Annotated in this window: 17 protein-coding genes, 2 pseudogenes and 1 riboswitch; of the genes and pseudogenes, 10 read left to right on the top strand and 9 right to left on the bottom strand. The window is 69.7% G+C overall.

Annotated features, from left to right (window positions below):
- Nucleotides 1-45 precede the first annotated feature (45 nt).
- On the top strand, nt 46-1,047 hold the full coding sequence (locus tag KVT45_RS13365; RefSeq protein ID WP_217547204.1) for a response regulator transcription factor: 1,002 nt from the start codon (nt 46-48) through the stop codon (nt 1,045-1,047).
- A 71-nt stretch (nt 1,048-1,118) separates the two neighbouring features.
- On the opposite strand, the gene acnA is transcribed toward KVT45_RS13365, so the two are convergent.
- The 3 genes from acnA to KVT45_RS13380 all read right to left on the bottom strand — a co-directional run bounded on the left by acnA (nt 1,119) and on the right by KVT45_RS13380 (nt 6,495).
- On the bottom strand, nt 1,119-3,833 hold the full coding sequence (gene acnA, locus KVT45_RS13370) for an aconitate hydratase AcnA (protein ID WP_308310714.1): 2,715 nt from the start codon (nt 3,831-3,833) through the stop codon (nt 1,119-1,121).
- 611 nt (nt 3,834-4,444) lie between these two features.
- Entirely contained in the window at nt 4,445-5,335 is an 891-nt protein-coding gene (locus KVT45_RS13375; protein WP_217547208.1) for a hypothetical protein, read from the bottom strand.
- Entirely contained in the window at nt 5,332-6,495 is a 1,164-nt protein-coding gene (locus KVT45_RS13380; RefSeq protein ID WP_217547209.1) for a hypothetical protein, read from the bottom strand. Before KVT45_RS13380 ends, KVT45_RS13375 begins: the two co-directional genes overlap by 4 nt.
- A gap of 148 nt (nt 6,496-6,643) precedes the next feature.
- Between KVT45_RS13380 and KVT45_RS13385 the strand changes: the two genes are divergently transcribed.
- Complete coding sequence (locus KVT45_RS13385; RefSeq protein ID WP_217547211.1) at nt 6,644-7,936, top strand: LuxR C-terminal-related transcriptional regulator; 1,293 nt, start codon at nt 6,644-6,646, stop codon at nt 7,934-7,936.
- A gap of 260 nt (nt 7,937-8,196) precedes the next feature.
- The gene (locus tag KVT45_RS13390) at nt 8,197-8,976 is read left to right on the top strand and encodes a hypothetical protein (protein ID WP_217547213.1); all 780 of its coding nucleotides are present in this window, start codon (nt 8,197-8,199) and stop codon (nt 8,974-8,976) included.
- A 263-nt stretch (nt 8,977-9,239) separates the two neighbouring features.
- On the opposite strand, the gene KVT45_RS13395 is transcribed toward KVT45_RS13390, so the two are convergent.
- Nucleotides 9,240-9,401: a hypothetical protein gene (locus KVT45_RS13395; protein WP_217547214.1), complete on the bottom strand. Its 162-nt coding sequence runs from the start codon at nt 9,399-9,401 to the stop codon at nt 9,240-9,242.
- Nucleotides 9,402-9,665: 264 nt separating this feature from the next.
- On the opposite strand from KVT45_RS13395, the gene KVT45_RS13400 reads away from it, so the two are divergent.
- From KVT45_RS13400 to KVT45_RS13420, 5 genes are all read left to right on the top strand, one after another.
- Nucleotides 9,666-11,195 (top strand): UDP-N-acetylglucosamine 1-carboxyvinyltransferase, encoded by a 1,530-nt coding sequence (locus tag KVT45_RS13400; protein ID WP_217547216.1) that lies wholly within the window; start codon nt 9,666-9,668, stop codon nt 11,193-11,195.
- Between the two features lie 363 nt (nt 11,196-11,558).
- Nucleotides 11,559-12,404, top strand: a complete 846-nt coding sequence (locus KVT45_RS13405; protein ID WP_217547217.1) for a fumarylacetoacetate hydrolase family protein — start codon at nt 11,559-11,561, stop codon at nt 12,402-12,404.
- A 51-nt stretch (nt 12,405-12,455) separates the two neighbouring features.
- Nucleotides 12,456-13,289 (top strand): enoyl-CoA hydratase/isomerase family protein, encoded by an 834-nt coding sequence (locus KVT45_RS13410; RefSeq protein ID WP_217547219.1) that lies wholly within the window; start codon nt 12,456-12,458, stop codon nt 13,287-13,289.
- 71 nt (nt 13,290-13,360) lie between these two features.
- Nucleotides 13,361-16,285 carry an FAD-binding and (Fe-S)-binding domain-containing protein gene (locus tag KVT45_RS13415; RefSeq protein ID WP_217547221.1) on the top strand — a complete coding sequence of 975 codons (2,925 nt, stop codon included), beginning with the start codon at nt 13,361-13,363 and terminating at the stop codon, nt 16,283-16,285.
- A 58-nt stretch (nt 16,286-16,343) separates the two neighbouring features.
- Nucleotides 16,344-17,306: a phosphotriesterase gene (locus tag KVT45_RS13420; protein ID WP_217547222.1), complete on the top strand. Its 963-nt coding sequence runs from the start codon at nt 16,344-16,346 to the stop codon at nt 17,304-17,306.
- Between the two features lie 72 nt (nt 17,307-17,378).
- On the opposite strand, the gene KVT45_RS13425 is transcribed toward KVT45_RS13420, so the two are convergent.
- The 5 genes and pseudogenes from KVT45_RS13425 to KVT45_RS13445 form a co-directional block, all read right to left on the bottom strand.
- Entirely contained in the window at nt 17,379-18,437 is a 1,059-nt protein-coding gene (locus KVT45_RS13425; RefSeq protein WP_217547224.1) for a cation diffusion facilitator family transporter, read from the bottom strand.
- 205 nt (nt 18,438-18,642) lie between these two features.
- Nucleotides 18,643-19,938 carry a divalent metal cation transporter gene (locus tag KVT45_RS13430; RefSeq protein WP_308310715.1) on the bottom strand — a complete coding sequence of 432 codons (1,296 nt, stop codon included), beginning with the start codon at nt 19,936-19,938 and terminating at the stop codon, nt 18,643-18,645.
- On the bottom strand, nt 19,935-21,281 hold the full coding sequence (locus tag KVT45_RS13435) for a CBS domain-containing protein (RefSeq protein WP_254646708.1): 1,347 nt from the start codon (nt 21,279-21,281) through the stop codon (nt 19,935-19,937). Before KVT45_RS13435 ends, KVT45_RS13430 begins: the two co-directional genes overlap by 4 nt.
- Nucleotides 21,282-21,592: 311 nt before the next feature.
- A riboswitch (M-box (ykoK) riboswitch) is annotated at nt 21,593-21,765 on the bottom strand.
- Nucleotides 21,766-21,793: 28 nt separating this feature from the next.
- Nucleotides 21,794-22,082 (bottom strand): annotated as a pseudogene (locus KVT45_RS13440) (DUF475 domain-containing protein); the annotation flags it as partial.
- Nucleotides 22,083-22,132: 50 nt separating this feature from the next.
- On the bottom strand, nt 22,133-22,522 hold the full coding sequence (locus tag KVT45_RS13445; protein WP_217547228.1) for a metalloregulator ArsR/SmtB family transcription factor: 390 nt from the start codon (nt 22,520-22,522) through the stop codon (nt 22,133-22,135).
- A 96-nt stretch (nt 22,523-22,618) separates the two neighbouring features.
- On the opposite strand from KVT45_RS13445, the gene KVT45_RS13450 reads away from it, so the two are divergent.
- Complete coding sequence (locus tag KVT45_RS13450) at nt 22,619-24,616, top strand: heavy metal translocating P-type ATPase (protein ID WP_217547230.1); 1,998 nt, start codon at nt 22,619-22,621, stop codon at nt 24,614-24,616.
- A pseudogene (locus KVT45_RS56250) lies at nt 24,595-24,777 on the top strand (cation transporter); the annotation flags it as partial. The gene KVT45_RS13450 and the pseudogene KVT45_RS56250, both read left to right, overlap by 22 nt.
- Between the last annotated feature and the right edge of the window lie 10 nt (nt 24,778-24,787).

The following is a 24,787-nucleotide window of genomic DNA, read 5'->3' on the forward strand; positions in this document are numbered from 1 at the left end:
GCCACTGTAAGGATTCTTAACAAAGCACCTCTACCGTGGCGAGCCATGGTGAACACGGCACAAGATCCTGCAAGACAGACCCCTGCCGCGAGCCCCTGGGCCGCGGTGGGGGTCTCCGCCTTCGACGAGATGGTGTACCGGGCGATTCTGCATCAGCCCGACGCCGGCGCGGCCGGCTGGGCGCTGCTGACCAGGGCGACCCCGGCCCAGCTGCGAGAGGCGTGCAACCGGCTGCTCACCCTTGGTCTGCTCCAACCGCCGGACTCCATGGGCGGGTTACGAGCGGTCGACCCGCGGGTGGCGATCCGTGCGCTGATCCGGCGGCGCGAGACGGAGTCCGAACTGCTGGCCGCCACCGCCGAGGAGATGGCCACAGCGTACGAGGCCGGGCTGCTGCGCGAGGAGCCGTCCCGGCTGATCGAGGTGGCCTCCGGCGAGGGTGCCATCGCGGCCCGTCTGGAGGAGATGTACGCCCGTGCCGAGCACGAGGTGTGCCTTTTCGACACTCCGCCGTACCTCGCCCCGCCCGCACCGCAGGTGAACCTCCAGGCCGATCTGCTGAAGCGCGGGATCGTCTCACGCGGCGTCTACGCGGCCAGCGGCCTGGAGGATCCGAACACTCTGTCCCGCGCCTGGAAGATGGTCGAACTCGGCGAGCAGGCACGGGTGTTGCCGTCCGTGCCGCTCAAGCTGCTGGTGGTCGACGGACGCCGCGCGATGCTCCCGCTGACCTCGTCCGCGGCGGGCGGCTACTGCGCCGTCGTCGTATGGCACTCGGCGGTCACCGAGGCGCTGCAGAAGCTCTTCGAGCTGGCCTGGCAGCAGGCGACTCCGCTCGGCCGGCCCGAAGGGAACGGCGAACTCTCCGAGGACGAGCAGACGTTGACACGGCTGCTGGGGGCCGGGATGAAGGACGAGGCGGTGGCCCGTCATCTGGGGGTGAGTCTGCGAACGCTGCGGCGGCGGGTGAGCGACCTGCAGGAACGGCTCGGGGCTGCGAGCCGTTTCCAGCTCGGTCTGCGGGCCGCTCAGCGCGGCTGGCTGTAGCGGAGCGGCGGAACAGTGCGGGGCCGCGCTCCCTCCACAGGAACGCGGCCCCGACTGCCGTACCGAATCCCTTACTTGCGGATCAGGCTGCGCAGCACGTACTGCATGATGCCGCCGTTGCGGTAGTAGTCGGCCTCACCGGGGGTGTCGATCCGGACGACCGCGTCGAACTCGACGCCCGTGTCGGTGGTGACCTTGACCGTGCGCGGGGTGGTGCCGTTGTTGAGCTCCTCGACACCGGTGAAGGAGAAGGTCTCCTCGCCGGTCAGGCCGAGGGACTCGGCGGTGGCGCCCTCCGGGAACTGCAGCGGCAGCACGCCCATGCCGATCAGGTTCGAGCGGTGGATGCGCTCGTACGACTCGGCGATGACGGCCTTGACGCCGAGCAGCGCGGTGCCCTTGGCGGCCCAGTCGCGGGACGAACCGGAGCCGTACTCCTTGCCGGCCAGGACGACCAGCGGGATGCCCTGCTCGATGTAGTTGCGGGAGGCGTCGTAGATGAACGCCACCGGCGCGTCGGTCTGGGTGAAGTCGCGGGTGTAGCCGCCCTCGGTGCCCGGCGCGATCTGGTTGCGCAGGCGGATGTTGGCGAACGTGCCGCGGATCATGACCTCGTGGTTGCCTCGGCGGGAGCCGTAGGAGTTGAAGTCACGACGCTCCACACCGTGCTCGGTGAGGTACTTGCCGGCCGGGGTGTCGGCCTTGATGGCACCGGCGGGCGAGATGTGGTCGGTGGTGACCGAGTCGCCGAGCTTGGCGAGGACGCGGGCGCCGGCGATGTCGGTGACCGGCGACGGCTCGTGCTGCATGCCCTCGAAGTACGGGGGCTTGCGGACGTAGGTCGACTGCGGGTCCCAGTCGAAGGTGTTGCCGGTCGGGATCGGCAGCGACTGCCACTGGGCGTCACCGGCGAAGACGTCGGCGTAGGACTTGTTGAACATGTCCTCGCCGATCGCGTTGGCGACGACGTCGTTGACCTCGGCCTCGGTCGGCCAGATGTCCGACAGGTAGACCGGCTTGCCGTCCTGGTCGGTACCGAGGGCGTCCTTGGTGATGTCCACCTTCATGGAGCCCGCGAGCGCGTACGCGACGACCAGCGGCGGGGAGGCCAGGTAGTTCATCTTGACGTCGGGGTTGATCCGGCCCTCGAAGTTCCGGTTGCCGGAGAGGACCGAGGTGACGGCGAGGTCGTGGTCGTTGACGACCTTGGAGACCTCCTCCGGCAGCGGGCCGGAGTTGCCGATGCAGGTGGTGCAGCCGTAGCCGACGAGGTTGAAGCCGACCTTGTCGAGGTAGGGGGTGAGCCCCGCCTTGTCGAAGTAGTCGGTGACGACCTTGGAGCCGGGGGCCAGGGTGGTCTTGACCCACGGCTTGCGGGTCAGGCCCTTCTCGACCGCCTTCTTGGCCACCAGGGCGGCGGCGACCATGACGTACGGGTTCGAGGTGTTCGTGCAGGAGGTGATGGCCGCGACGGTGACCGCGCCGTGGTCGATCTCGTACGTCGAGCCGTCGGCGGCGGTCACGGTGACCGGGTTGGACGGGACGCCGTTGATGGAGGCCGGGGCGTCGGAGGCCGGGAAGGACTCCTTGCCCGCCTCGTCGGCGGTGTCGACGTAGTTGCGGACGTCGGCCTTGAACTGCTCGGCGGCGTTGGCGAGGACGATACGGTCCTGCGGGCGCTTCGGGCCGGCGATCGACGGGACGACCGTCGACAGGTCCAGCTCCAGCTTCTCGGAGAAGTCGGGCTCGGCCTTCGGGTCCAGCCAGAGGCCCTGCTCCTTGGCGTACGCCTCGACGAGCGCGACCTGCTGCTCGGAACGGCCGGTGAGCCTGAGGTACTTCAGGGTCTCGTCGTCGATCGGGAAGATCGCGGCGGTGGAGCCGAACTCCGGCGACATGTTGCCGATGGTGGCGCGGTTGGCGAGGCTCGTGGCCGCCACACCCTCGCCGTAGAACTCGACGAACTTGCCGACGACGCCGTGCTTGCGGAGCATCTCGGTGATGGTGAGGACGAGGTCCGTGGCGGTCGTGCCCGGCTTCAGCTCACCGGTCAGCTTGAAGCCGACGACGCGCGGGATGAGCATGGAGACCGGCTGGCCGAGCATGGCGGCCTCGGCCTCGATGCCGCCGACGCCCCAGCCGAGGACGCCGAGGCCGTTGACCATGGTGGTGTGCGAGTCGGTGCCGACCAGGGTGTCGGGGTAGGCCTGCCCGCCCCGCACCATGACGGTCCGGGCCAGGTGCTCGATGTTCACCTGGTGGACGATGCCGGTGCCCGGGGGTACGACCTTGAACTCGTCGAAGGCGGTCTGGCCCCAGCGCAGGAACTGGTAGCGCTCCTTGTTGCGGCCGTACTCCAGCTCGACGTTCTGCTTGAAGGCGTCGTTGGTGCCGAACTTGTCGGCGATGACGGAGTGGTCGATGACCAGCTCGGCCGGGGCCAGCGGGTTGATCTTCGCCGGGTCGCCGCCGAGCTCCTTCACGGCCTCACGCATGGTGGCGAGGTCCACGACACAGGGGACGCCGGTGAAGTCCTGCATGATCACGCGGGCCGGCGTGAACTGGATCTCCTGGCTGGGCTGGGCCTGCGAGTCCCAGCCGCCGAGGGCACGGATGTGGTCGGCGGTGATGTTCGCGCCGTCCTCCGTGCGGAGCAGGTTCTCCAGCAGCACCTTCAGGCTGTACGGAAGGCGAGCCGAGCCTTCCACCTTGTCCAGCCGGAAGATCTCGTACGACTCGTCGCCCACCTGCAGCGTGCTGCGGGCGTCGAAGCTGTTCGCCGACACGACAGTCTCCTTCATTGATGTGCGCGTACCACCGTCAATCGTGCCGCCACGCCGACTTGGCCGATCCAGTAAGGTCAGGCTAAGTTAGGCATGCCTTACTAGACTGGCAGCTACGGTGCGCCTGGGCAGATATCTCGATGTCGAGATAACTCTAGTACACGGGCGCCGGTTGGTCATGCCCGGACCCGATGTGGTGTCGCGGCGGCGCCGGGGCGGCCCCGGTCCTTCCGGGACCTCGGCGGCTGTGTCCCCGTCTTTCCCGGGCCGTCACACGCCGCCCGGCAGCCAGGCGGGAGCCGAAGCGGACCGTCCCCGCGGACATGGCCGGCACACACCCGAGGTTCGACGCTGGTCAACCCGACGTCCCCCGGTCCCCGGTCGCGCCGGCCGCTGCCGCCGGGATCGCGAAGAAGGCCAGTGCCGCGAGGGCCGCCACACCGACAGCGAGGGCCAGAGCCCCCGGAAGGGACCAGGCCACGGCCGGTCCGCCGACCGCCGCCCCCAAGGCGAACCCGGTGATCTTGAAGCTTGCGCCGCCGGGGAACTCCCCTGTGGTTCCCCGGCCCGCCCCTGTCGCCCCGTTCCCGCCCGCAGTTCCTGCCCGGTCCGTGTCAGACCGAGCTCAGCAGAACCACCAGCAGGGCCACGGACAAGATCAGTACGGTGGCCGTCAGCGCACAGACGATGCCCCACGGCCGGTCGACGAGCCGTCCGCCGGCCGGCTCGGACCGCCCGCCGCCGACGTCCCCGTGGTCTCCAGAGCCTCCAGTGCTTCGAGGGCTGCCGCGGCCGAGTGGGCCCTGGCGCCCAGGGTCTGGGCTCCCCTGCCGACCCGCTCCAGCGTGGTACCCGCCAGACGCAGCATCCCGGCCGCGGTCCGGCGGTACCGAAACGGCCGCGGGCCCGCCGACCGGCCCGGCCAGGACTCGCCGGTCGCCCGACGGTCGGCGGCGGCCCGGAAGGGCCGCCTCGATACTCCTCTGCGAGTGGTAGGTGTCCTGGATGACGCAGCGCAGCGGCGCTCCCTCCTCCGGTACCTCGATCTCGTCGGCGGGGTGCACCCCGAAGGTGTCGGAGTCGGCGTCGTAGAAGTCCTTGACGACGTCCGCGCACAGGCCGTGCACGAGGTGGAAGAGCTCCCGCGTGGCCTCGCCGGTCCGCGGCCTGTCCCGGCGGACGACGCCTTCCATCAGCGGCGTCCGGCGCCCGTGGTTGCGGACGTACTCGACGTCCCGGCCGACGTCGGCTCCCGTCAGGTAGACCACGCGGTACAGCAGCCACAGGGAGCGCCCGCCCCGGTCGCGGTACTCGCGCAGGTAGGCGCCGTCGTCGGAGACCTCGCCGCCCGCCACGCTCGCGAGCAGTCCGTGGGTCCGGGTCTCGGCGAGGAACCTGGGGCCGACCACCACCTGGAAGTCGTGACTGGCGGTACGGGTGATGACGAAGGGCCAGGCGTCCGGCCGGTCCGCTCCGGCCGGCGGCTCGGCCGGTCCATGGGTCATGAGGCCTCCTTCAGCACGAGCGACCCCGGGTGCACGGCCTCGAACTCGGCCAGCACGGCGTCGAACACCTCGGCCATGCGCGTCAGCGCCTCGTCCGCCGAACGCGCCTGCAGCATCTGCCCGCGCACCTGGGCGATCTCCTGCTCGACCTGCTGCCTGCGCTCGGCGATCCGGCTCTTCCCGTACGACTCCGCGGCTCCGAGAACATCCTGCTGGACCGCCCGCAGCAGGGGCGAGCGGGCGGGCCGGGCGCCCAGGACGCTGCGCAGCAGGGACAGTTTGCCGTCCCACCCGTCCATCCGTTCGAGCCGTTGCCTGTGCTGCTCCAGCAGCGGACCCGCGGTCTCCGCCCGCCGCGCCGAGGCCCTCAGCTCGTCGCGGACCAGGTCCACCAGGACGGCCATGAACGGTATCTCGACGTTGTACGGCCTCGGGTACGTACCGGGCTTGACCTGCTTGACCATGGTTCGGGACGCGGGGTCCAGGGCCGCGTACCCCTGGCCGAGCGCGCTCACCGGGATGAAGCGGAACGTCCCCACCGACTTCCGGTTGAGCCGGTCCAGGTAGAAGGCCTCGAAGTCAGGATGTTCCAGCAGACCGTCGAGCACGCTGCGCAGGGTGTGTCCGGCCGCCTGCAGCAGATCCCACTTGGTGACCACGACGTGCACGGCGGCGTCGGTCTGCTGGATCTCGTTGAGGATCGCGATGAGTTCGTCGGTCAGGCCCGGCTCACCGTCTAGCTGGCGGAGCACCTTCTCCCCGTCCAGGAGGAGCAGCAGGAACCTGGAAGCCCTGACCCGGTCCCAGACCGCCTGCCCCTCCTCGGTCTCCCAGGCGTCCGCGATCTGCAGGAACGCGCCCGAGTAGTCCAGGTAGGAAAGGGCGAACGGGCTGAAGACCGCGTCGTCCTCCGTCCGGAGCGAACACGTGAACGTCCATTCCGTGGTTTCCGCCTGCAGGCTGGGGTCGGGCCACACGTCAGGCGCCCCGGCGGCCACATCGCGGAAGATGTTGTTCAGCCTGATCTTGTCGGCGCCGGGGACGTTCACGAAGAACCCCGTGTCCGGCCGCTGGATGGCCAGCCGGCGGAAGAGGCTGGCCAGATAGAGGGTCTTGCCGGAGCCGGACGGTCCGAGCACGGTGACAGGAATCGTGTCCATGCGGTGCCTCGTTCGGTGACACAGAACAGCGTCGCGGAGGCACGAGGCCTCCGCGACACACCCCCCGTGTGGAGCGGTACGGCGACCGTAAGCGGCGGATCGCCCGGAACCCATCCCAACTATCCGGGATATCCGTAGAGTTGCGGATATGCCTCGACCCGCGTCAGAGCCCCCGTCGGAGCCCGCCGCGGGCCGTTCCGGTTCGTTACGCGCCCGTTCCGGCGATCTGGTGGACGCCTTCGAGCGCCGCTCCCGCCGGCTGCTCGCCACCGCGCCCGCCGCCGGCGCCGCCCTTGAGGTGCTGGGCGCCGCCGCCCACTGTCTGCTCAGGCGGGTACCCGCGGACGTGTGGTGCGGGGTGCTGCTCGATCCTGCGACGCTGCTGGACACGGGCGGCCGCCATGAACAGGGGTTCCCCGAGCGCGTGATGCCCCGGCTGTTCGAGATCGAACATGCCGAGCAGGCGGGCGTCGACAACATCCGGGCGCTGTCCCGCCGTACCGAGCCGGCCAGTCTGCTGAGCGTGTCCGCAGGCCGGCGCCTGGATGACAGCGTCTACTACCGGGACATCCTGCACCCCGAGGGCCTCGCCGACGAACTGCGCGTGGCGCTGCGGGACCGGGGCCGCTGCTGGGGCCTGCTGGTGCTGTGCCGGGCCCGGGGCACGCTGCCGTTCTCCCCCGCCGACGTGGCACTCGCCGCCCGGCTCAGCACCCCGGCGGGGCGGGCGCTGCGCCAGGCGTTCCTGCTGGGCGGCACGGACCTGGGCGACACTCCGGACGCGCCGGGCCTCGTCATCCTCGACCGGAACGGCCGGATCCAGCAGGCCACGCCGACCGCGCGGCACTGGCTGGGCCAGATCCAGGAGAGCCGTCCGACGGACGACGAGACGGGTCCGCTCGCCCTGCAGGCCGTGGCCGCCAGGCTCCGCACCACCGCCCACGAGAACCCCGGCGAGTCACCGGTCCACTCGACGCGCTCCCGGGTCAGGACCCACAGCGGCCACTGGGTCACCCTGCACGCCACCCACATGTCCGCCCCGGGTCATGGCGGGGGAAAGGACGGGGGAACAGGGCACGGTGAAGAGACCGCGGCCGGGCACACCTATGTCTCGGTCGGCCTCAGCCAGCCCGGGGAACTCGCCGCGATCGTGCTCGACGCGTACGGCCTGTCGGCCCGCGAACGCCAGGTCGCCCAGCGAGTGCTCGTGGGCCGGTCGACCACCGAGATCGTGGACGAGCTGGCGATCACCGAGGACACCGTCCAGGACCATCTCAAGAAGATCTTCCGCAAGGCGGACGTGCACAGCCGCCGTGAACTCATGGAAGAGGTCTTCTTCCACCACTATCTGCCCGGCCTCGTCCAGTCTCCGCTGACCACGGACGGCAGGAGGCGTCCACGGGACCGCGGCGCCGGGAGAGGGGTCTCCGGGTCGGGCTGAGGGGGAGCACACTGCGCCGGTGACGGCCACCGGGGCGCCGCCGTCCGGCTCCGGACGGCGGTACAGGGAACCCACACGGCGGATCGTCGGCGTGTCGTAAATCTACCCAGAACGTGTCGAGTCGGGCCCACCGCGAGATGAAGTCGAAGCGCATACCGGTCAGGCCGTTGCCCACCCCCGGATGGACGCCGGCGGCACCCTCGTTGAGCAGGCAGTTCGGGCTCCGGTCCACCCGGTCGGCGGACAGCACGCCGGTGCCGATGGCGACCTCGGTGACCGCGCCCCGGCACTCGGGGCCGCTCGTCGCGTGGATGCCGTCGACGAAGGGGCCGAACCCGTCGACGAACCGGTTGACCTGGACCCTCACCCAGCAGCGGGCAGGATGTCGGCATCTCCTCCGCCATTTCGGCGGCGGCCGTGAATCGGCTGGCGCGGGCACCCGCCAATTCACGGTGTCCGGCTACGAGTACGGAATCGATCCGCAACATTCCGGAAACCGTGAGTTCGATGTCGACGCGACCGGCCGGATCGGTCGGCGACATGGCCACCTCGAAGTGGTTTCCGATGGTGGAGTGCTCGTCCGGAAGAATTCCTGGACGGGTGCGGCTGGCGAGCTGGAGTTGTTCCGGAGGGCGGATGAAGCGATCCGTTCCGGCGCCGGTCATACGTACTTCTTCGCGGGCCAGCAGAAGTTGGGAGACGATCCGGTGGTTCGCCGCGGAACAGCCCGGGATGTCGATCTCGGAGAGCCATTCCAGACCGTGTCTGGCGACCCGTGGATCGGCAGAGAAGGAGGCCAGTGGAATCCACAGCACGCTGGACCTGGAAAACATGTCGCGCAGGGCGCGGCGGGACGGCAGCCGACCGTAGTCGAGCGGTACCGCGACGGCTTGCCGAGGCGCCGGCTCACGGCCGCTCGGCATGCCGTCGAACGTCGACGCCGGCGCCCCGTGCGCCGTCAGCCAGTCCGCGAGACCCGCCTCGCCGGTCAGGAAGAAACTGTCCTGACCTGTGAAGTCCACATCCAGGTCGGGATGTGACCCAGATGGCTCTTGGGGACCGCGGGAGCCTGCCGCCGCCCGTCCTCTCCGGCGGCCGCGCCGGGCTCAGGTCTCCCGTCCGGAATCTTCAGCGCGCGACCGCATATACCGCCGTCGCCCGCCACACCCTCCGCCGCCCAAATCCTTCGAGACGTATACGAGCACCGCTGTGTGCGGTGAGAGTGCGGGAATTCCGGGCGGTCGCCGTCGGCGCACCTTCCGACAGGGCACCGGCGGCAGCCTTGGGCACAACGGACCATGAATCAGATTCCGTTGTGGGTGATCGCGAGGAACGGCTTCGGATTCTCGCCTTCGGGCGTCAGGGTGATCGTTCCCTGATCGGCGTCGAGAGACCCGAGCGGGGTGATCTTCGGAACTTCCAGATATCCGGCGGACAGGACGGTCTCAATGGCCTCCTGGGGCATTTCTCGCACCTCCGAATCGAGCCTTGTGACGGGTGCCGACGGATAGCGCCTGGCGCCACTCCAGCACTCGGATGAAAGGCCTCCGGACAACGGCCGGCGTAATACCTGACCGAACGTTGGGAGCCGTTTTGACGTGCGCTCACCCCGCCCTTGCGCGCATCGGAACGACGGTCGACGGGCCGAACAGCCAGGCTCGTTGACAGGGCATCACCCGAACGGACCCCCCAACGGGTGCCATCTCATATCTGAGATAACCTCGGCCTCATGGCAGACGACTACCTCGTACGCATCGGCAAGCTCATCCGTGACGCCCGGCAGCACCGCGGCTGGACACAGACACAGCTCGCGGAGGCGCTCGGCACCAGTCAGAGCGCTGTCAACCGCATCGAGCGCGGCAACCAAAACATCAGCCTTGAGATGATCGCTCGAATCGGTGAAGCCCTGGACAGCGAGATCGTCTCACTGGGCTACGCGGGCCCGATGCATCTGCGGGTGGTGGGCGGACGCCGACTGTCCGGCGCGATCGACGTGAAGACCAGCAAGAACGCGTGCGTGGCCCTGCTGTGCGCCTCGCTGCTCAACAAGGGGCGCACGGTGCTGCGCCGGGTGGCCCGGATCGAGGAGGTCTACCGCCTGCTGGAGGTGCTCAACTCCATCGGCGTGCGCACCCGCTGGATCAACGACGGCGTCGACCTGGAGCTGGTCCCCCCGGCCGACCTCGACATGGCGTCGATCGACGCCGAGGCCGCCGTACGCACCCGCTCGATCATCATGTTCTTCGGCCCGCTGCTGCACCGCATGGACCACTTCAAGCTGCCGTACGCCGGCGGCTGCGACCTCGGGACGCGGACCATCGAGCCGCACATGATCGCGCTGCGCCGGTTCGGTCTGGACATCGCGGCGACCGAGGGGCAGTACCACGCGCAGGTCGACCGCGCGATCCGCCCCGACCGCCCGATCGTCCTGACCGAGCGCGGCGACACGGTGACCGAGAACGCGCTGCTGGCCGCGGCCCGCCACGACGGCGTGACGGTCATCCGCAACGCGTCCTCCAACTACATGGTCCAGGACCTCTGCTTCTTCCTGGAGGCACTCGGCGTCAAGGTCGAGGGCATCGGCACCACGACGCTGACCGTGCACGGCGTCCCGAACATCGACGTGGACGTGGACTACTCGCCCTCCGAGGACCCGGTCGAGGCGATGAGCCTGCTGGCCGCGGCCGTCGTCACCGAGTCCGAGCTGACGGTCCGCCGCGTCCCCATCGAGTTCCTGGAGATCGAACTCGCCGTCCTGGAGGAGATGGGCCTCGACCACGACCGCAGCCCCGAGTACTTCGCGGACAACGGCCGTACCCGCCTGATCGACCTCACGGTCCGCCCCTCCAAGCTGGAGGCGCCGATCGACAAGATCCACCCGATGCCCTTCCCCGGCCTGAACATCGACAACGTCCCGTTCTTCGCCGCCATCGCGGCGGTCGCCCAGGGCAAGACCCTCATCCACGACTGGGTCTACGACAACCGCGCGATCTACCTCACCGACCTGAACCGCCTCGGCGGCCGCCTCCAGCTCCTCGACCCGCACCGAGTCCTGGTGGAGGGCCCGACCCGCTGGCGCGCCGCCGAGATGATGTGCCCGCCGGCCCTGCGCCCCGCCGTCGTGGTCCTGCTGGCCATGATGGCGGCCGAGGGCACGTCCGTCCTGCGCAACGTGTACGTCATCAACCGCGGCTACGAGGACCTCGCCGAACGCCTCAACACGATCGGGGCGCAGATCGAGATCTTCCGCGACATCTGAACACCCTGCGAAATGCTGCCGCCACACCCCTTCTGACCTGCATGAACGCGGGGAGGGAGGGGATGTGACGGCGCCTCGGGCCAGAAACGACGCATCAGGGCCTCAGAGCGCCGGACGAGCGTCATGGCCGAGTGACGGTGCACGCAACCTGTGACTCGTAGACGCCAGGACCGGCGAGGCGCCGGGCTGGGTGGCTGCCTCCATTGAGCCGCTTTAGCATGTATCGCATAGAAACGACCGATCTGGTGGGACTGTCAGCCCCGTGAACGCCCGCCGCTATGGGGATTGCTCTCAACCCTCCAGCCTGAGTCATCTGTTCGGGCGCTCACCCGGGTCCACATCGTCGATGTCCAGGGAGCGACAGTGCGCATCGGAAACCTTTCCGGCCGACTGGCCATGTTCACCGAGCAGGGTGCGGTGGATGTCGAGAAGGCCAGCGGTGGCAGGTTCGGACCCGAGCCGCAGGCGGTCTACCACGTTTGGGAGGACTTCCTGGGCTGGGGCAAGGACGCCAAGCCGAGCGGCGCGTCCACGTTCGATCCCGCCGATCTCGGGTCGCCGACCCCGGCGCCGCCCCAGTTGTTCGGCGTCGGCGTGAACTACCGCGAGCACGCCGAAGAGACCAAGCTGGACACCCCGGACAAGTTCCCACCGGTGTTCACCAAGTTCCGCACGTCGATCAGCGGACCGGTCACCACGGTGACGCTGCCCGAGGGCGGGCACACCGACTGGGAGGTGGAGCTGGTCGCGGTGATCGGCCGACGCGCCGAGCGGGTGTCCGCCGCTGACGCCTGGTCCTACGTGGCCGGGTTGACCGTGGGCCAGGACATCTCCGAACGGATCCGGCAGATCGAGGGCCCCGCCCCGCAGTTCAGCCTGGGCAAGTCGCTCCCCGGGTTCGCCCCGATCGGCCCGTGGGTGGTCACCGTGGACGAGTTCGAGAACCCGGACGACCTCGAACTCGGCTGCGCCATCGACGGCGAGACCGTGCAGCACTCCCGCACCGGCAACCTGATCTTCTCGGTTCCCCGGCTGATCGAGGGCCTGTCCGCGACCCTGGCACTGCTGCCCGGTGACGTGATCTTCACCGGCACCCCGGCCGGCGTCGGCATCGGCCGCAACCCGCCGCGGTGGCTGCGGCCGGGTGAGGAGCTGGTCAGCTATATCACCGGCATCGGCGAGCTTCGCCAGCGTTTCGTGAGCGCCTGAACCGGGAGCGGCGATCCGCTATCGGCCGTCATCCCGAAAGGGGCAGGGCCCATGGCATACTCGGATTACCGGTATTTCCGGTTCGAGTTTGATGACGGGGTGGCATTTGTCACCCTCGACTACCCGCCGATAAATCTCCTCGACGAATTCCTGTCGCCGGAGTTCGACAGGCTCGGCAGGGAAATCGAGGCGGATGAAAGCGTCCGAGTCATGGTTCTGCAGAGTGCGATTCCCGAGTTCTTCATGGCGCACTCCGGACTGGGCCGGGTCGGGGCGGCTCCGTCGACAGTTTCCCATACGCCCAGCTTTCGTCTCACGCAGCTGATCGGCGAGCGGTTCAGGAACATGCCCAAGGTGAGCATCGCGAAGATCGAGGGCCGGGCCAGGGGCGGAGGCAGTGAGATCGCGCTGGCCATGGACATGCGTTTCGCAGCGCTCGGCAAGGCGATCTTCGCCCAGCCGGAAGTGGCGATCGGTCTCGTTCCGGGTGGTGGTTCCACGCAGAGACTGCCGCTGCTCAGGGGGCGCGCCTTGGAGGTGCTCCTGGGCTGCGATGACATCCCGGCTGACGTGGCAGAACGCTACGGCTACATCAATCGGGCTCTGCCGCCGGAAGAGCTGACACCTTTTGTCGAGAGGCTGGCTCGCCGCATCGCGACCTTTCCTCCGCATGCGATCGCGCACGCCAAGGCGGCCGTGGATTCCGGAGTATACGGTTCGCTGCCGGAGGGGCTTCTGGTGGAGGCCCACGAGTCCGATCTGAGTGTCGCCAGCGACGTTGCAAAGGCGCGCATCAAGGATGCGATGAAGGCCGGCGCCGAAACTTTTGAAGGCGAGTTGGAAATGCGTTTCCTGACGAATCTCTCCGGCCCGCCGTCCGCCTGAACGCAAGGCGGATCCTGCGCCGGTCTGCCACGGACACCGCAATGCACCGCCGGGCCTTTGGAGGCCGTCGCATGAGAAAGCTCTTCACTCCCGAGGCCGGCCGCATCGGGCGTCCGGAGGGGCCGGTGCAGCCCGATGCGGTCGGCGTCGAACACCTCGGTGGCTCACCGGCCGGCCTGGCCCGCGACCTCACCGGCCTGCTGGGTTCCGAGCAAGTCCTGCACCGGCTCTCGGACCTGGTGCGCTATGCCTCCGACGCGAGCCCCTACCGGCTTCTTCCACAGGTCGTCGTGCAACCACGAGATGCGGACGACGTCACCGCCGTGTTCGACTACTGCCGCCGGACCGGGCGCCATGCCACCTTCCGGTCCGGAGGCACCAGTCTCAACGGCCAGTCTCAGTCCGACGACATACTGATCGATGTCCGGCGCCACTGGGCCGGAATGACCGTGGAAGACGGCGGCGCCCGCCTGCGGACAGGCCCGGGCACGATTCTGTCTCACGCAAACGCCGTCCTGGCACCGTACAGGCGCCGACTGGGTCCCGATCCGGCCAGCGCCGACGTCGCCACCATGGGCGGGGTAGTCGCCAACAACGCAGGAGGCATGCGGTGCTCGCTGCCCAGGAACGCGTACCACTGCGTGGCCGGGATCACCTTCGTGCTCCCCTCCGGAACCACGATCGACACCGAGTCCCCCGACGCCGAATCCGCGTTCCGCGAAGCCGAGCCGGAATTGGCCGACGGCCTCCTGGCCCTGCGTGCGGAAATACTCGCCGATGAGGAACTCGTCGAGCGGATCAGGCACAAGTACACCATCCGCAACACCACCGGATACGCCCTCAACGCCTTTCTCGACGCGGAGACGCCGCTGGAGATCTTCCGTCGGCTGCTCGTCGGTTCGGAAGGAACACTGGCCTTCATGGCCGAGGTCGTGTTCGACACTCTCCCCGACCCCGGGCTGACCACGGTGACGTGGATCGCCACCGAATCCGTCGATGCGGCGGCACGTCTGGTACCCGCGCTGGTCGGCCTGGGCGCGGAGGCGGTGGAGCTGCTGATGGCACCCGCGTTGACCGTGGCGGCGCAGGCATACCCGGGCGCCCCCGCCTACTGGCGCACGCTCGATCCCAAGGCGGCTGCTCTCCTCGTGGAGTTCCGCGGCGCGGCCGATGCACTCGATGACGCCGAGCGGCGTGTCCGAGAGGTGGTCGCGGACACCACCCTGCTGGACCCGATCGAGTTCACTCGGGACGAGGAACTCATCGAGTGCAACTGGCGGGTGCGTGAAGGCCTGCTCGGCATCGTCGGTCACCTGCGACCGGAAGGCAGCGCGGTCATCAACGAAGACGTGTGCTTCCCTCCCGCACGTATCGCCGAGGGTGCCCACGACCTGCAACAGCTGCTCAGCAAGCACGGATTCCTCCCCGGGGTCGCCGGCCACGCCGCCTACGGCAACCTGCACTTCACGTTGACTCCCATATTCACCGAGGAAGCCGACAAGGAGCGCTATGGGGCATTCATGTCCGACCTGGTCGGCCTGGTCATCGGAAAGTACGACGGCTCGCTCAAGGCCGAACACGGCACCGGGCGCAACATGGCGCCCTTCGTCAGACACGAGTGGGGCGCCAAGGCAACCGACATCATGTGGCGGCTGAAGCGGCTCGCCGATCCACACGGAATCCTCGGACCGGACGTCATCCTGACGGCCGACGAGGGCATCCACCTCAAGGGTTTCAAGTCCACACCCAAGATCGAAGAAGCGGCGAATCTGTGCATCGAGTGCGGCTTCTGCGAGGCCGTGTGCCCCAGCCGCAATGTGACGACGACCCCTCGGCAACGGATCGCCCTCCGCCGGGAGATGGCCCGGCAACCCGAGGATTCTCCCGTGCTTGCACAGCTGCAGGCCGAGTACGAATACGACGGCATAGAGACGTGCGCCGCCGATGGAACCTGTGCCATCCCGTGCCCTGTGCAGATCAACACGGGGGACCTGATGAAGGGGTTCCGCCGTGCCGAGTCCACCGCTTCCCGTGAGCGTGCCGGGCTGGCGGCAGCCGAGCACTGGGACAAGATCGAAAGACTCGCACGCGCAGGGATGTCTGCGGTCGACGGCGTCCAGTCCCACATGGGCGTGAAGGTCCTCACGGAGCTGACCAACGCGGCGCGATTCGTCGCCAGCGGCGATCTCGTCCCCTCGGTACCGGGTCCCATGCCCCGCCCGGCACCCGCCCGCCTCCCGCACACCGAGCGGAGATCCGCGCGTGCGGTGTACTTCCCGACCTGCATCAACCGCATCTTCGGACGCGACCCCGACAAGCCGAGAACGCCGTCGCTCCCGGAGGCGTTCGTCACGCTCTCCGCCCGCGCCGGCATGCCTCTGTGGATACCCGATGACGTGCACGGACTGTGCTGCTCGACGCCCTGGGCGAGCAAGGGTCTCACCGACGGGCATCTGTGGATGGCGGAGGCGATCTGCGACGCCCTGTGGAAGTGGAGCGATCACGGCTCGCTTCCGATCGTGATCGATGCCGCGTCCTGCACCCACGGGCTGCTCGACGATGTCGCCCGGCACGTCGATGACGCGCGGCGCGCCCACATGGAGGCCATGAGCATCCAGGACTCGATCACCTGGTGCCGGGCCCTGCTTCCGCGTCTCACGGTGAACCGGAAGCTCAAGACGGTCGCAGTGCATCCGACGTGTTCCACGACGCACCTCAAACTCAACCGCGACCTCAGGACCATCGCGTCCTTCCTGGCCGACACGGCCATGGTGCCCGTCGGCACCACCTGTTGCGGTACCGCGGGAGACCGCGGTCTGCTCCACCCGGAGTTGGTGGTCTCCGCGACACGGGACGAGAAGGCCGGACTCGACGCCTCTCCGGCCCAGGCATACCTGTCAGCGAACCGCACGTGCGAAATGGGTCTGCGACACGCTACCGGGCGGTCGTACGAGTCCTTCGTCTTCCTCCTCGAGGAACTCACCAGACCATCCTGATCGATGACGTTCCGGACGGCGGTCTACCCGAACTCGGAGTTCCAGGGAGTGACTCGCGATGAGCGTGGTGCCCACGGTGCGCGGCCCGGTGGACTCCTCACGGTTGGGCAGGGTGCTCATGCACGAGCACGTCTTCGTACTCAGCGAGGAGTTGCGATGCAACTACCCGCGGCGGTGGGACGAGGAAGTGCGCGTGGCGAATGCGGTCGCCAAGCTGCGTGCCCTCAAATCCCGGGGGATCGACACGATCGTGGACCCCACCGTGCTCGGACTCGGCCGCTACCTCCCACGCGTGGCCCGGGTCAACGAGCAGGTCGACCTCCACATCGTCCCCGCCACCGGCTACTACACCTACACCGAGCTGCCGTTCTTCTTCCAGTACAACGGCCCCGGACGGTGGATCGACGGTGCCGAGCCGCTGCTGGAGATGTTCCGCACCGACCTGGAGGAAGGCATCGGCGGAACCGGCATCCGCGCGGCCTTCCTCAAGTGCGCCATCGACCAGCCAGGGCTGACCCCCGACGTGGAGCGCGTCCTGAAGGCAGTTGCCGCCACCCACCGGACCACCGGCGCGCCGATCACCGTACACACCAGCGTGGCGAACCTGTCGGGTCTGGTGGCGCAGAAGCTCCTCGCCGAGGAGGGCGTGGACCTGGCCAAGGTGGTGATCGGGCACGTCGGCGACACCACCGACCTGGACTACCTCACCACGCTCGCCGACGCCGGATCGCTCCTGGGCATGGACCGGTTCGGCCTGGATGACGCCCTGCCGTTCGAGCGGCGAGTGGAGACGGTGGTCGCGCTGGTGGCCCGCGGATACACCGACCGCCTGGTGCTCTCCCACGACGCCGCCTGCCACCTCGACTGGGTGCCCGAGGACCGTGTCCAGGCCGCCAACCCGCGCTGGGTCTTCACGCACATCAGTGACGACGTGCTGCCGGCACTGCGCGCACGCGGGATCACCGAGGAACAGATCGACACCATGCTGATCCAAAACCCCCGCCGCTACTTCGAACGCTGACGACTCCTGGCGTAATGAGCTCGCCGTTCCCAGCGGATGCGCAGCCGGCGGAAGCCGAGCTGACTCGATGCCTCAGTGCTCGTGTGGCTCATCCCGGTGGACCGGGCCGTGCGGTTCCTCGCAGTGTTCGGCGTCCTCGGTGGGCAGCAGGTCGCGGTCGCCGGGCAGGGCCGCCTGCAGAACAGGAACCGGGGCGTGATCGACCTGGAGCGTGGTGTGGGTGATGCCGTAGTCATGACGCAGGAGTTCTTCGAGGTCGCGGCGGACGGCGTGACAGTCGCCGCCGGGCTCGACCAGGACGTGGGCGGACAGGGCGGACTGGCCGGAGGTGATCTGCCAGACGTGCAGGTCATGGACCTCGACGACCCTCTGCTCGGCGACCAGCTGGTCGCCGACGGCGTCCGGATCGACGTTGGCCGGCGCCGCCTCCAGGAAGATACGGCCGGACTCGCGCAGCAGCCCGTAGCCGGCCTTCACCATCAGGGCCACCACCACGAGGGTGGCGATGGCGTCCGCGCGGGCAAAGCCGGTCAGGACGACGATCAGGGCGGCGATCGCGGTGCCGACGAAGGCGAACAGGTCGTTGAGGATGTGCTGGTAGGCGCCCTCGACGTTGAGGGAGGAGCGGTTGGCCTTGGAGAGGCACCAGGTCGCCGCCACGTTGACGGCGATGCCCGCCAGCGCGGTGGCGAGCATCAGGCCGCCCTCGACCTCGGGCGGAGAGATCAGGCGGCGGATCGCCTCGTACGCCAGCCACGCGCCGAGCAGGAGCAGGGTGAGGCCGTTGGCCTGGGCGGAGAGGATCTCGGCGCGCTTGAGGCCGTACGTGAAGCCGCCCCTGGCCGGCCGGGCGGCCAGCCGCATGGCAATCAGCGCGAGGACGATCGAGGCGGCGTCGGTGAGCATGTGCGCCGCGTCCGAGATCAGAGCCAGCGAACCGGCGATGATGCCGATGACGACCTCGATGGCCATGAACGCGGTGATGAGGGTGAGGGCGATCGCCAGCCAGCGGCGATCCGCGTCCGCGGAGACGCCGTGCGAGTGCCCTGCGTGACCGCCCGCACCGTGGCCGTGTCCCGAATCGTGCGCGTGCCCCGGGCCATGCTGGTGGCCGTGGTCGTGGTCGTTCATGCTGACGCCTTCCCCCTCGCGGCGGATGTTCTGCCCGCAGTGAAACGCACACGTACTCGAATCACCAAAGGCTGCATCGGTGACCGTTGTCATGCTCGATAACAGGCCTATGACCTGCATAAACACATCGGGCGTGCGAAGTGTTCCGGGAGCCGCGTCGCGACTTCCACCCTGTTGGGAACGGGCGGCGTGGCGGAATCCGCGATCAGCCGAGGCCGAACCAGCCCAGGACGGTCTGGACGAGCAGAATCGTGGACATCCCCGCCACGCCGACCACGACGGCGGTCGCGGCGACGCGGTAGCGCGGGCCGTTGGCCGCCGGGCCGAGCACGGAGCGGCGGTTGGTGAGCACCAGCAGGTAGACCAGCACGATGGGGCTGATCAGTCCCTGCAGCACCTGGGTGCCGATGAGCAGCTGGATGACGTCGACCGGGGTCATCGCGACCGTGGCGCCCAGCACGATCTGGGCCGTGAACAGGCCGAGGAAGAGCGGGGCGTCACGGAAGCTGCGGGAGACGGAGCGTTCCACGCCGGCGGCCTCGCCTATGGCGTAGCTGGCCGACAGCGGCACGACCGCGCCCGCGAGGGCGGAGGCGCCGATCAGGCCGAGGGCGAAGAGGAGTTCGGCGTTCTGCCCGGCGACGGGTTTGAGGGCTTCGGCGGCCTGGGCGGCGGAGCTGAGCGGGCCGGTGCCGCCGATGACGGAGGCGGTGGCGATGATGATGGTCAGGCTGATGACGCAGGCGAAGACCGCGCCGAGCATGGCGTCCAGTTTGATCAGCCGGTAGTCCTCGGGCTTGGCGCCCCGGTCCACGACGCCCGCGGCGGCGTAGAACTGCATGTAGGGGCTGACAGTGGTGCCGATCAGGGCGACCGCGAGCAGGATGAAGTCCTTGCTCGGCTCGATGTGCGGGACGACGAGGTGTTTGCCGACCTCGGCCCAGTGCGGGTGGCCGAGGATCATGGCGATCGGGTAGGCGAAGAACGCCAACGACATGATCAGGAAAATGCGCTCGGCCCAGCGGTAGGAGCCGAACAGGACCAGCGACCACAGCAGGATCGCGGCCGGCGGGATGACCGCCCACTTGGGGACGCCGAGGAGTTCGAAGGCGGCGCCGATGCCCGCGAACTCGCTGACGACCAGACCGGTGTTGGCCAGCAGCAGACAGAAGACGGCCAGCCCGGTCAGGCGCAGGCTGAACTGCTCGCGGATCAGGGCCCCCAGGCCCTTGCCGGTGTAGGCGCCGAGGCGGACGGCCATCTCCTGGACCATGACCAGGGCGATGGTGACCAGCACCATGAAGAAGAGGGTGCCGTACGTGAACTGGGAGCCGGCCGAGGCGTAGGTGGCGATGCCGGCGGCGTCGTTGCCGGCATTGGCGGCGACCAGGCCGGGACCGGCGATGGCGGCGATCATCGCGAGGCGGCCCAGGCCGCGCCGCCGCTTGGCGGGGCCGGCGGTGGGCGGAGCCGCGGCCGTGTCGAGGTCGCGGGTGGTCACTGCAGGAACCTCCGGAAGTGCAGGCGCCCGCGCTCGGGCAGCAGGGCGTCGAGCAGGTCGTCGGCCAGGATCCGGCCGAGCGGTCGGCCGGTGTCGTCGACCACCAGCAGTGAGGAGGCGCGGGCGGCGACCAACTGGTCGGCGGCCTCGTTGAGCGGGGTGTCGGGACGGACGGTGTCGGGCGGGCCGAACTGGGCGCGCCAGGCCACCAGGTCGGCCACCGGGGTGGTGTCCTCGGCCACCGCCACGTCGAACAGGGCGATGTCGCACATCAGCCGGCCCTGGTCGTCCACCACGGCGACGGCGTCGATCTCGGTGCGGTGCTCGGCCTGCTCGGCCAGCTGGGCCCGCACCTGTGCGACGGTCTCGTCCCGGCGGGCGGTGATCAGCAGGGTGGTCATGGCGCCGCCCGCGGTGCCCTCCCGGTGGGCGAGCAGCCGGCGCAGCTCAGCCGCTTCCGTGGCGGGCATGCGGGCCAGCAGGGTCTCGCGCTCCTCGGGGGTGAGGTCGCGCAGGGCGTCGGTGGCCTCGTCCGGTTCCATCTCGTCGACCAGCCGGGCGGCGTGTTCCGGCTGTACCTCGCGCAGCAGGTTCTCCAGCTCGGCCGGTTCCATCTCCTCCAGCGCGTCGGCCGCCTGCTCGGGCTCCAGCCAGCCCAGCAGCTGCTGCCGTTCGGCGCGGCCGAGGTCTTCGAGGATGTCGGCGAGGTCGGCCGGGCGCAGCCGGTGGAGTGCGGCCCGGGAGGCGCGCAGCTTCACCTCGGGAGGGCCCTCGGTGGCCTGCTCGGCGAACGGGGCCACGGCCTGCCAGTCCAGCACCCGCTCCGGGGTCGGGCGGGCCTGCCAGCGGCGCGGGCCGAGCCGGCGCAGCAGGGTGGGCAGGGAGACGTCCACGCCGACGAGCACCACCCGGTCGGGCAGCGGCGCCAGGTACAGGTCGGCGGCCCGGGTGACCTGGATCCCGTCCACGTCGACGAGTTGGTGGTCGAGGACGTCCTTGGCAAGCAGTACCTCGCCCGGGCGGCGGGTGAAGTCGCGCAGGTCGACCCGGGCGGTGGACAGTCGTACGTGCCCGGCTTGGACCTTGCCGATGGCGTCGGCGGCGAGGAAGGTGCGCCGCCGCCCGATGCGCAGGATCAGGCCGGTGACGGGCGGGTACGCGTCCGCGCCGTAGAGCCGGGCGACCACGTCGACGACGCGGCCGACCTCCTGGCCGGACTGGTTGGTGACCGGACCGCCGATCAGGCCGGCCAGCGAGACGAGTGAGGTGCGGACCGCCTTGGAGGCGGTGGCGCGGCGTTCCAGGTGGACCCGGCGGTCGCGCAGGCGGGCCGAGGTGGACATGAGCAGAGTGTGGGAAGCCAAGGTGAACACCCCCTTGCCCCGTCATGACGGGGCATCGGGCGGTCCCGGGGCAGCACTTCTCTACGCGTACGGGCAGCAGGACGCGCGCCGGTGCGCGGCCTGCCCCGGACGGTGGACCGTACGGGTCAGGGAAGAGCGGGCTGCTCCGGGCCGCGGAAGGACGGCGCGGACAACACGAAGAAGGGCCGACTATGGCCCGGACCACTGTCCATGTCGCCTCCTCCCGGTCCTGGCCGCGCACAGGGCGTCGCGGTCATGCGGCAAGGGGGAAACCGGGGACGTACGTCCCCGGTACACCCCATCTCGTCAGAGCTTTGGCACTCCACGGCGTGATCCCCCTGCGGGGGAAGCCACTTGGGGTCACCCCTTGGGCCGGGGAGACCTGTCCTGATCCGGAGCGTCTCTCGACGGGTGGGATCAGTGGCCTGTGTCCGTGAAGACGCCTCACCGAACGAGGTGTCTGGTCAAACCGCCCACAGAGTACGCCCGCGTCACCCTGCCTCCCTAATCCATGACCCGCCCTTGACCTGGGGGACCGGGACCGGGACCGTGCCGGCCGCCTCCGTTGCTCCCTCGTCCGCCGCGAGGGCACGGTTGCGGCGGACGGAGAACCAGCAGGACCAGAGGGACCGGAGGGACCAGCCGATCAGGACGACGCCGAACAGACCGGTGACGACCTCGTTGATCTCGTACTGGATGGTGACCATGAGAATCACGGCCGGGGCGCCGCAGAACCACGACATGCACCGCATCAGCGCCGGTGCCGCGCTGAACGCCGTGCCCGGCGCCATCGCCGGCGTCTACGCCGGAAGCACCGGCTGTGACCAGGCTCAGCGCGTGGCGCCGAGTGCCGCCTCCTCGGCCTCCTCGGTGTCGCTCATGCCGAGGCGCAGGTGCTCGATGTGGTAGACGGCCTGGTCGAGGAGTTCGGCGACGTGGTTGTCGTAGAGCGCGTAGATCACCGAGCGGCCCCGGCGCTCGCCGGTGACCAGGCCGAGGTTGCGCAGCAGCCGGAGCTGGTGGGAGCAGGCGGACTGCTCCATGCCGACCTCGGTGGCGAGTTCGGTGGCGGCGCACGGGCCCTCCCGCAGGCGGGCCAGGATCAGCAGCCGTGACGGGGTGGCGAGGGCCTGGAGGGTGGTCGCGACGCGGGCGGCGTTGTCCGCATCCAGGCGGGTGCGCGGTACGGCGTTCTTCGCGGGAGCTGCTCCATGGCCCATGGCAGCCATCATACAAGCAACACTTGAAGACCTCTTCATATGTACCTGTATGGTGGACGGGTTGCCACGTCCTGCTCTGCCGAAGGTTCTTCCGCCATGTCTTCCACCCTGACCGAGCGCCCCGCGCCCGCACCGACGGTGCGTCCCGAGGCCGCCCCGCGGCGGCGGACCCGGGTGTTCGCGCTGCCCGAGGCCCGCTGGGCCGCGGCGGCAACGGTGCTGTTCCTGATCGCGCTGCCGCTGCGGCCGGCAGGCGCGCCCGCCTGGGCCTCGGGTGCGCTGTACGCGCTCGCCTACGCCTCCGGCGGCTGGGAGCCGGCCTGGGCCGGACTACAGGCGCTGCGGGAGAAGACCCTCGATGTCGACCTGCTGATGATCGTGGCCGCGCTGGGCGCGGCAGCCGTGGGCCAGGTGATGGACGGCGCGCTGCTGATCGTCATCTTCGCGACCTCCGGCGCCCTGGAGGCGCTGGCCACCGCGCGCACCGCCGACTCAGTACGCGGCCTGCTCGACCTGGCCCCGGCCACTGCCACCCGGCTGACGTCGGGCGGCGCTGAACAAGCCGTGCCTGTCGAGGAGTTGGCGGTCGGCGACATCATCCTCGTACGGCCCGGAGAGCGCGTCGGTGCCGACGGCCGCGTGATGGACGGGGCGAGCGAGGTCGACCAGGCCACCATCACCGGCGAGCCGCTGCCCGTCGCGAAGGAGATCGGCGACGAGGTGTTCGCCGGCACCCTCAACGGCACCGGCGCCCTGCGCGTCCGGGTCGAACGCGACGCTTCGGACTCGGTGATCGCCCGGATCGTGCAGATGGTCGAGGAAGCCTCCGAGACCAAGGCGCCGACCCAGCTGTTCGTCGAGAAGGTAGAACAGCGCTATTCCATCGGCATGGTGGCGGCGACGCCGGCCGTATTCGCGGTGCCGCTCGCGTTCGGGGCCGACCTGACCGGCTCGCTGCTGCGGGCCATGACCTTCATGATCGTCGCCTCGCCGTGCGCGGTGGTGCTCGCGACCATGCCGCCGCTGCTGTCGGCGATCGCCAACGCCGGGCGGCACGGCGTGCTGGTGAAGTCCGCCGTGGTGATGGAACGCCTCGGCCAGATCGACGCGGTGGCCCTGGACAAGACCGGCACCCTCACCGAGGGCACCCCGCGGGTGACCGACATCCGCCCGCTGACCGGTTCCGGACTCACCGAAGACGAGCTGTTGGCGCTCGCGGCGGCGGCCGAGCACCCCAGCGAGCACCCGCTGGCCCGCGCCGTCGTGGACGCCGCCCGCGGCCTCACCCTGGCCGCATCGGAGGACTTCACCTCCACCCCCGGCGTGGGCGTAACCGCGACCGTCGACGGCCGCAGGGTCACCGTCGGCGCCCCCGCCCGGCTGCTGGCCGGTGCCGAGGGCGCACATGCCGCCCGTGCCCTGGCCGTGGCGTCCGGGCTGGAGGACGGCGGACGCACGGCGGTGCTGGTACTGGCCGACGGCGTCCCGGCCGGGGTGCTGGGCATCGCCGACCGGCTGCGGCCGGACGCCGCCGGCACCGTCGCCGCCCTCACCGCGCTCACCGGCACCGCGCCGATGCTGGTGACCGGCGACAACCCGCGCGCCGCCGCCCGCCTGGCCGCCGAACTCGGCATCACCGACGTACGCGCCGAACTGCTGCCGCAGGACAAGGTGAGCGCGATCCGGGAACAGGAGCAGGCCGGCCGTAAGGTGCTGGTCGTCGGTGACGGCGTCAACGACGCGCCCGCCCTGGCCGCCGCCCACACCGGCATCGCCATGGGCCGGGCCGGCTCGGACCTGGCCCTGGAGACCGCCGACGCGGTCGTCGTCCGCGACGAGCTCGCCACTGTGCCCGCCGTGGTGGCGCTCTCCCGCCGGGCCCGCAGCCTGGTCGTGCAGAACCTCGTCATCGCTGCCGTGTTCATCTCCGGCCTGGTCGTCTGGGACCTGGCCGCCACCCTGCCGCTGCCGCTCGGCGTCCTCGGCCACGAGGGCTCGACCGTCATCGTCGGCCTCAACGGCCTGCGGCTCCTGCGCGACGCCGCCTGGACCGGGGCCCGCGCGGAGGGCAGGTCGACGCCGTCCGCGCGCTGATCGGCACGGGAGAGGCGGAGCGCTCCATACCCGGCATGGCGCTCGCCGCCCTCTCTCTCGCGGTCATGCCGTTCCTGTCAGCAACTCAACGCCGCACGGGCCGTGAACTCGATTCCGCCGGCGCGGTCGCCGACTCCAAGCAGACCCTGTTGTGCACGTATGCCACCAGTG

Source organism: Streptomyces sp. GbtcB6, from assembly GCF_019091475.1.
In the GTDB taxonomy this organism is placed as follows: domain Bacteria; phylum Actinomycetota; class Actinomycetes; order Streptomycetales; family Streptomycetaceae; genus Streptomyces; species Streptomyces hyaluromycini.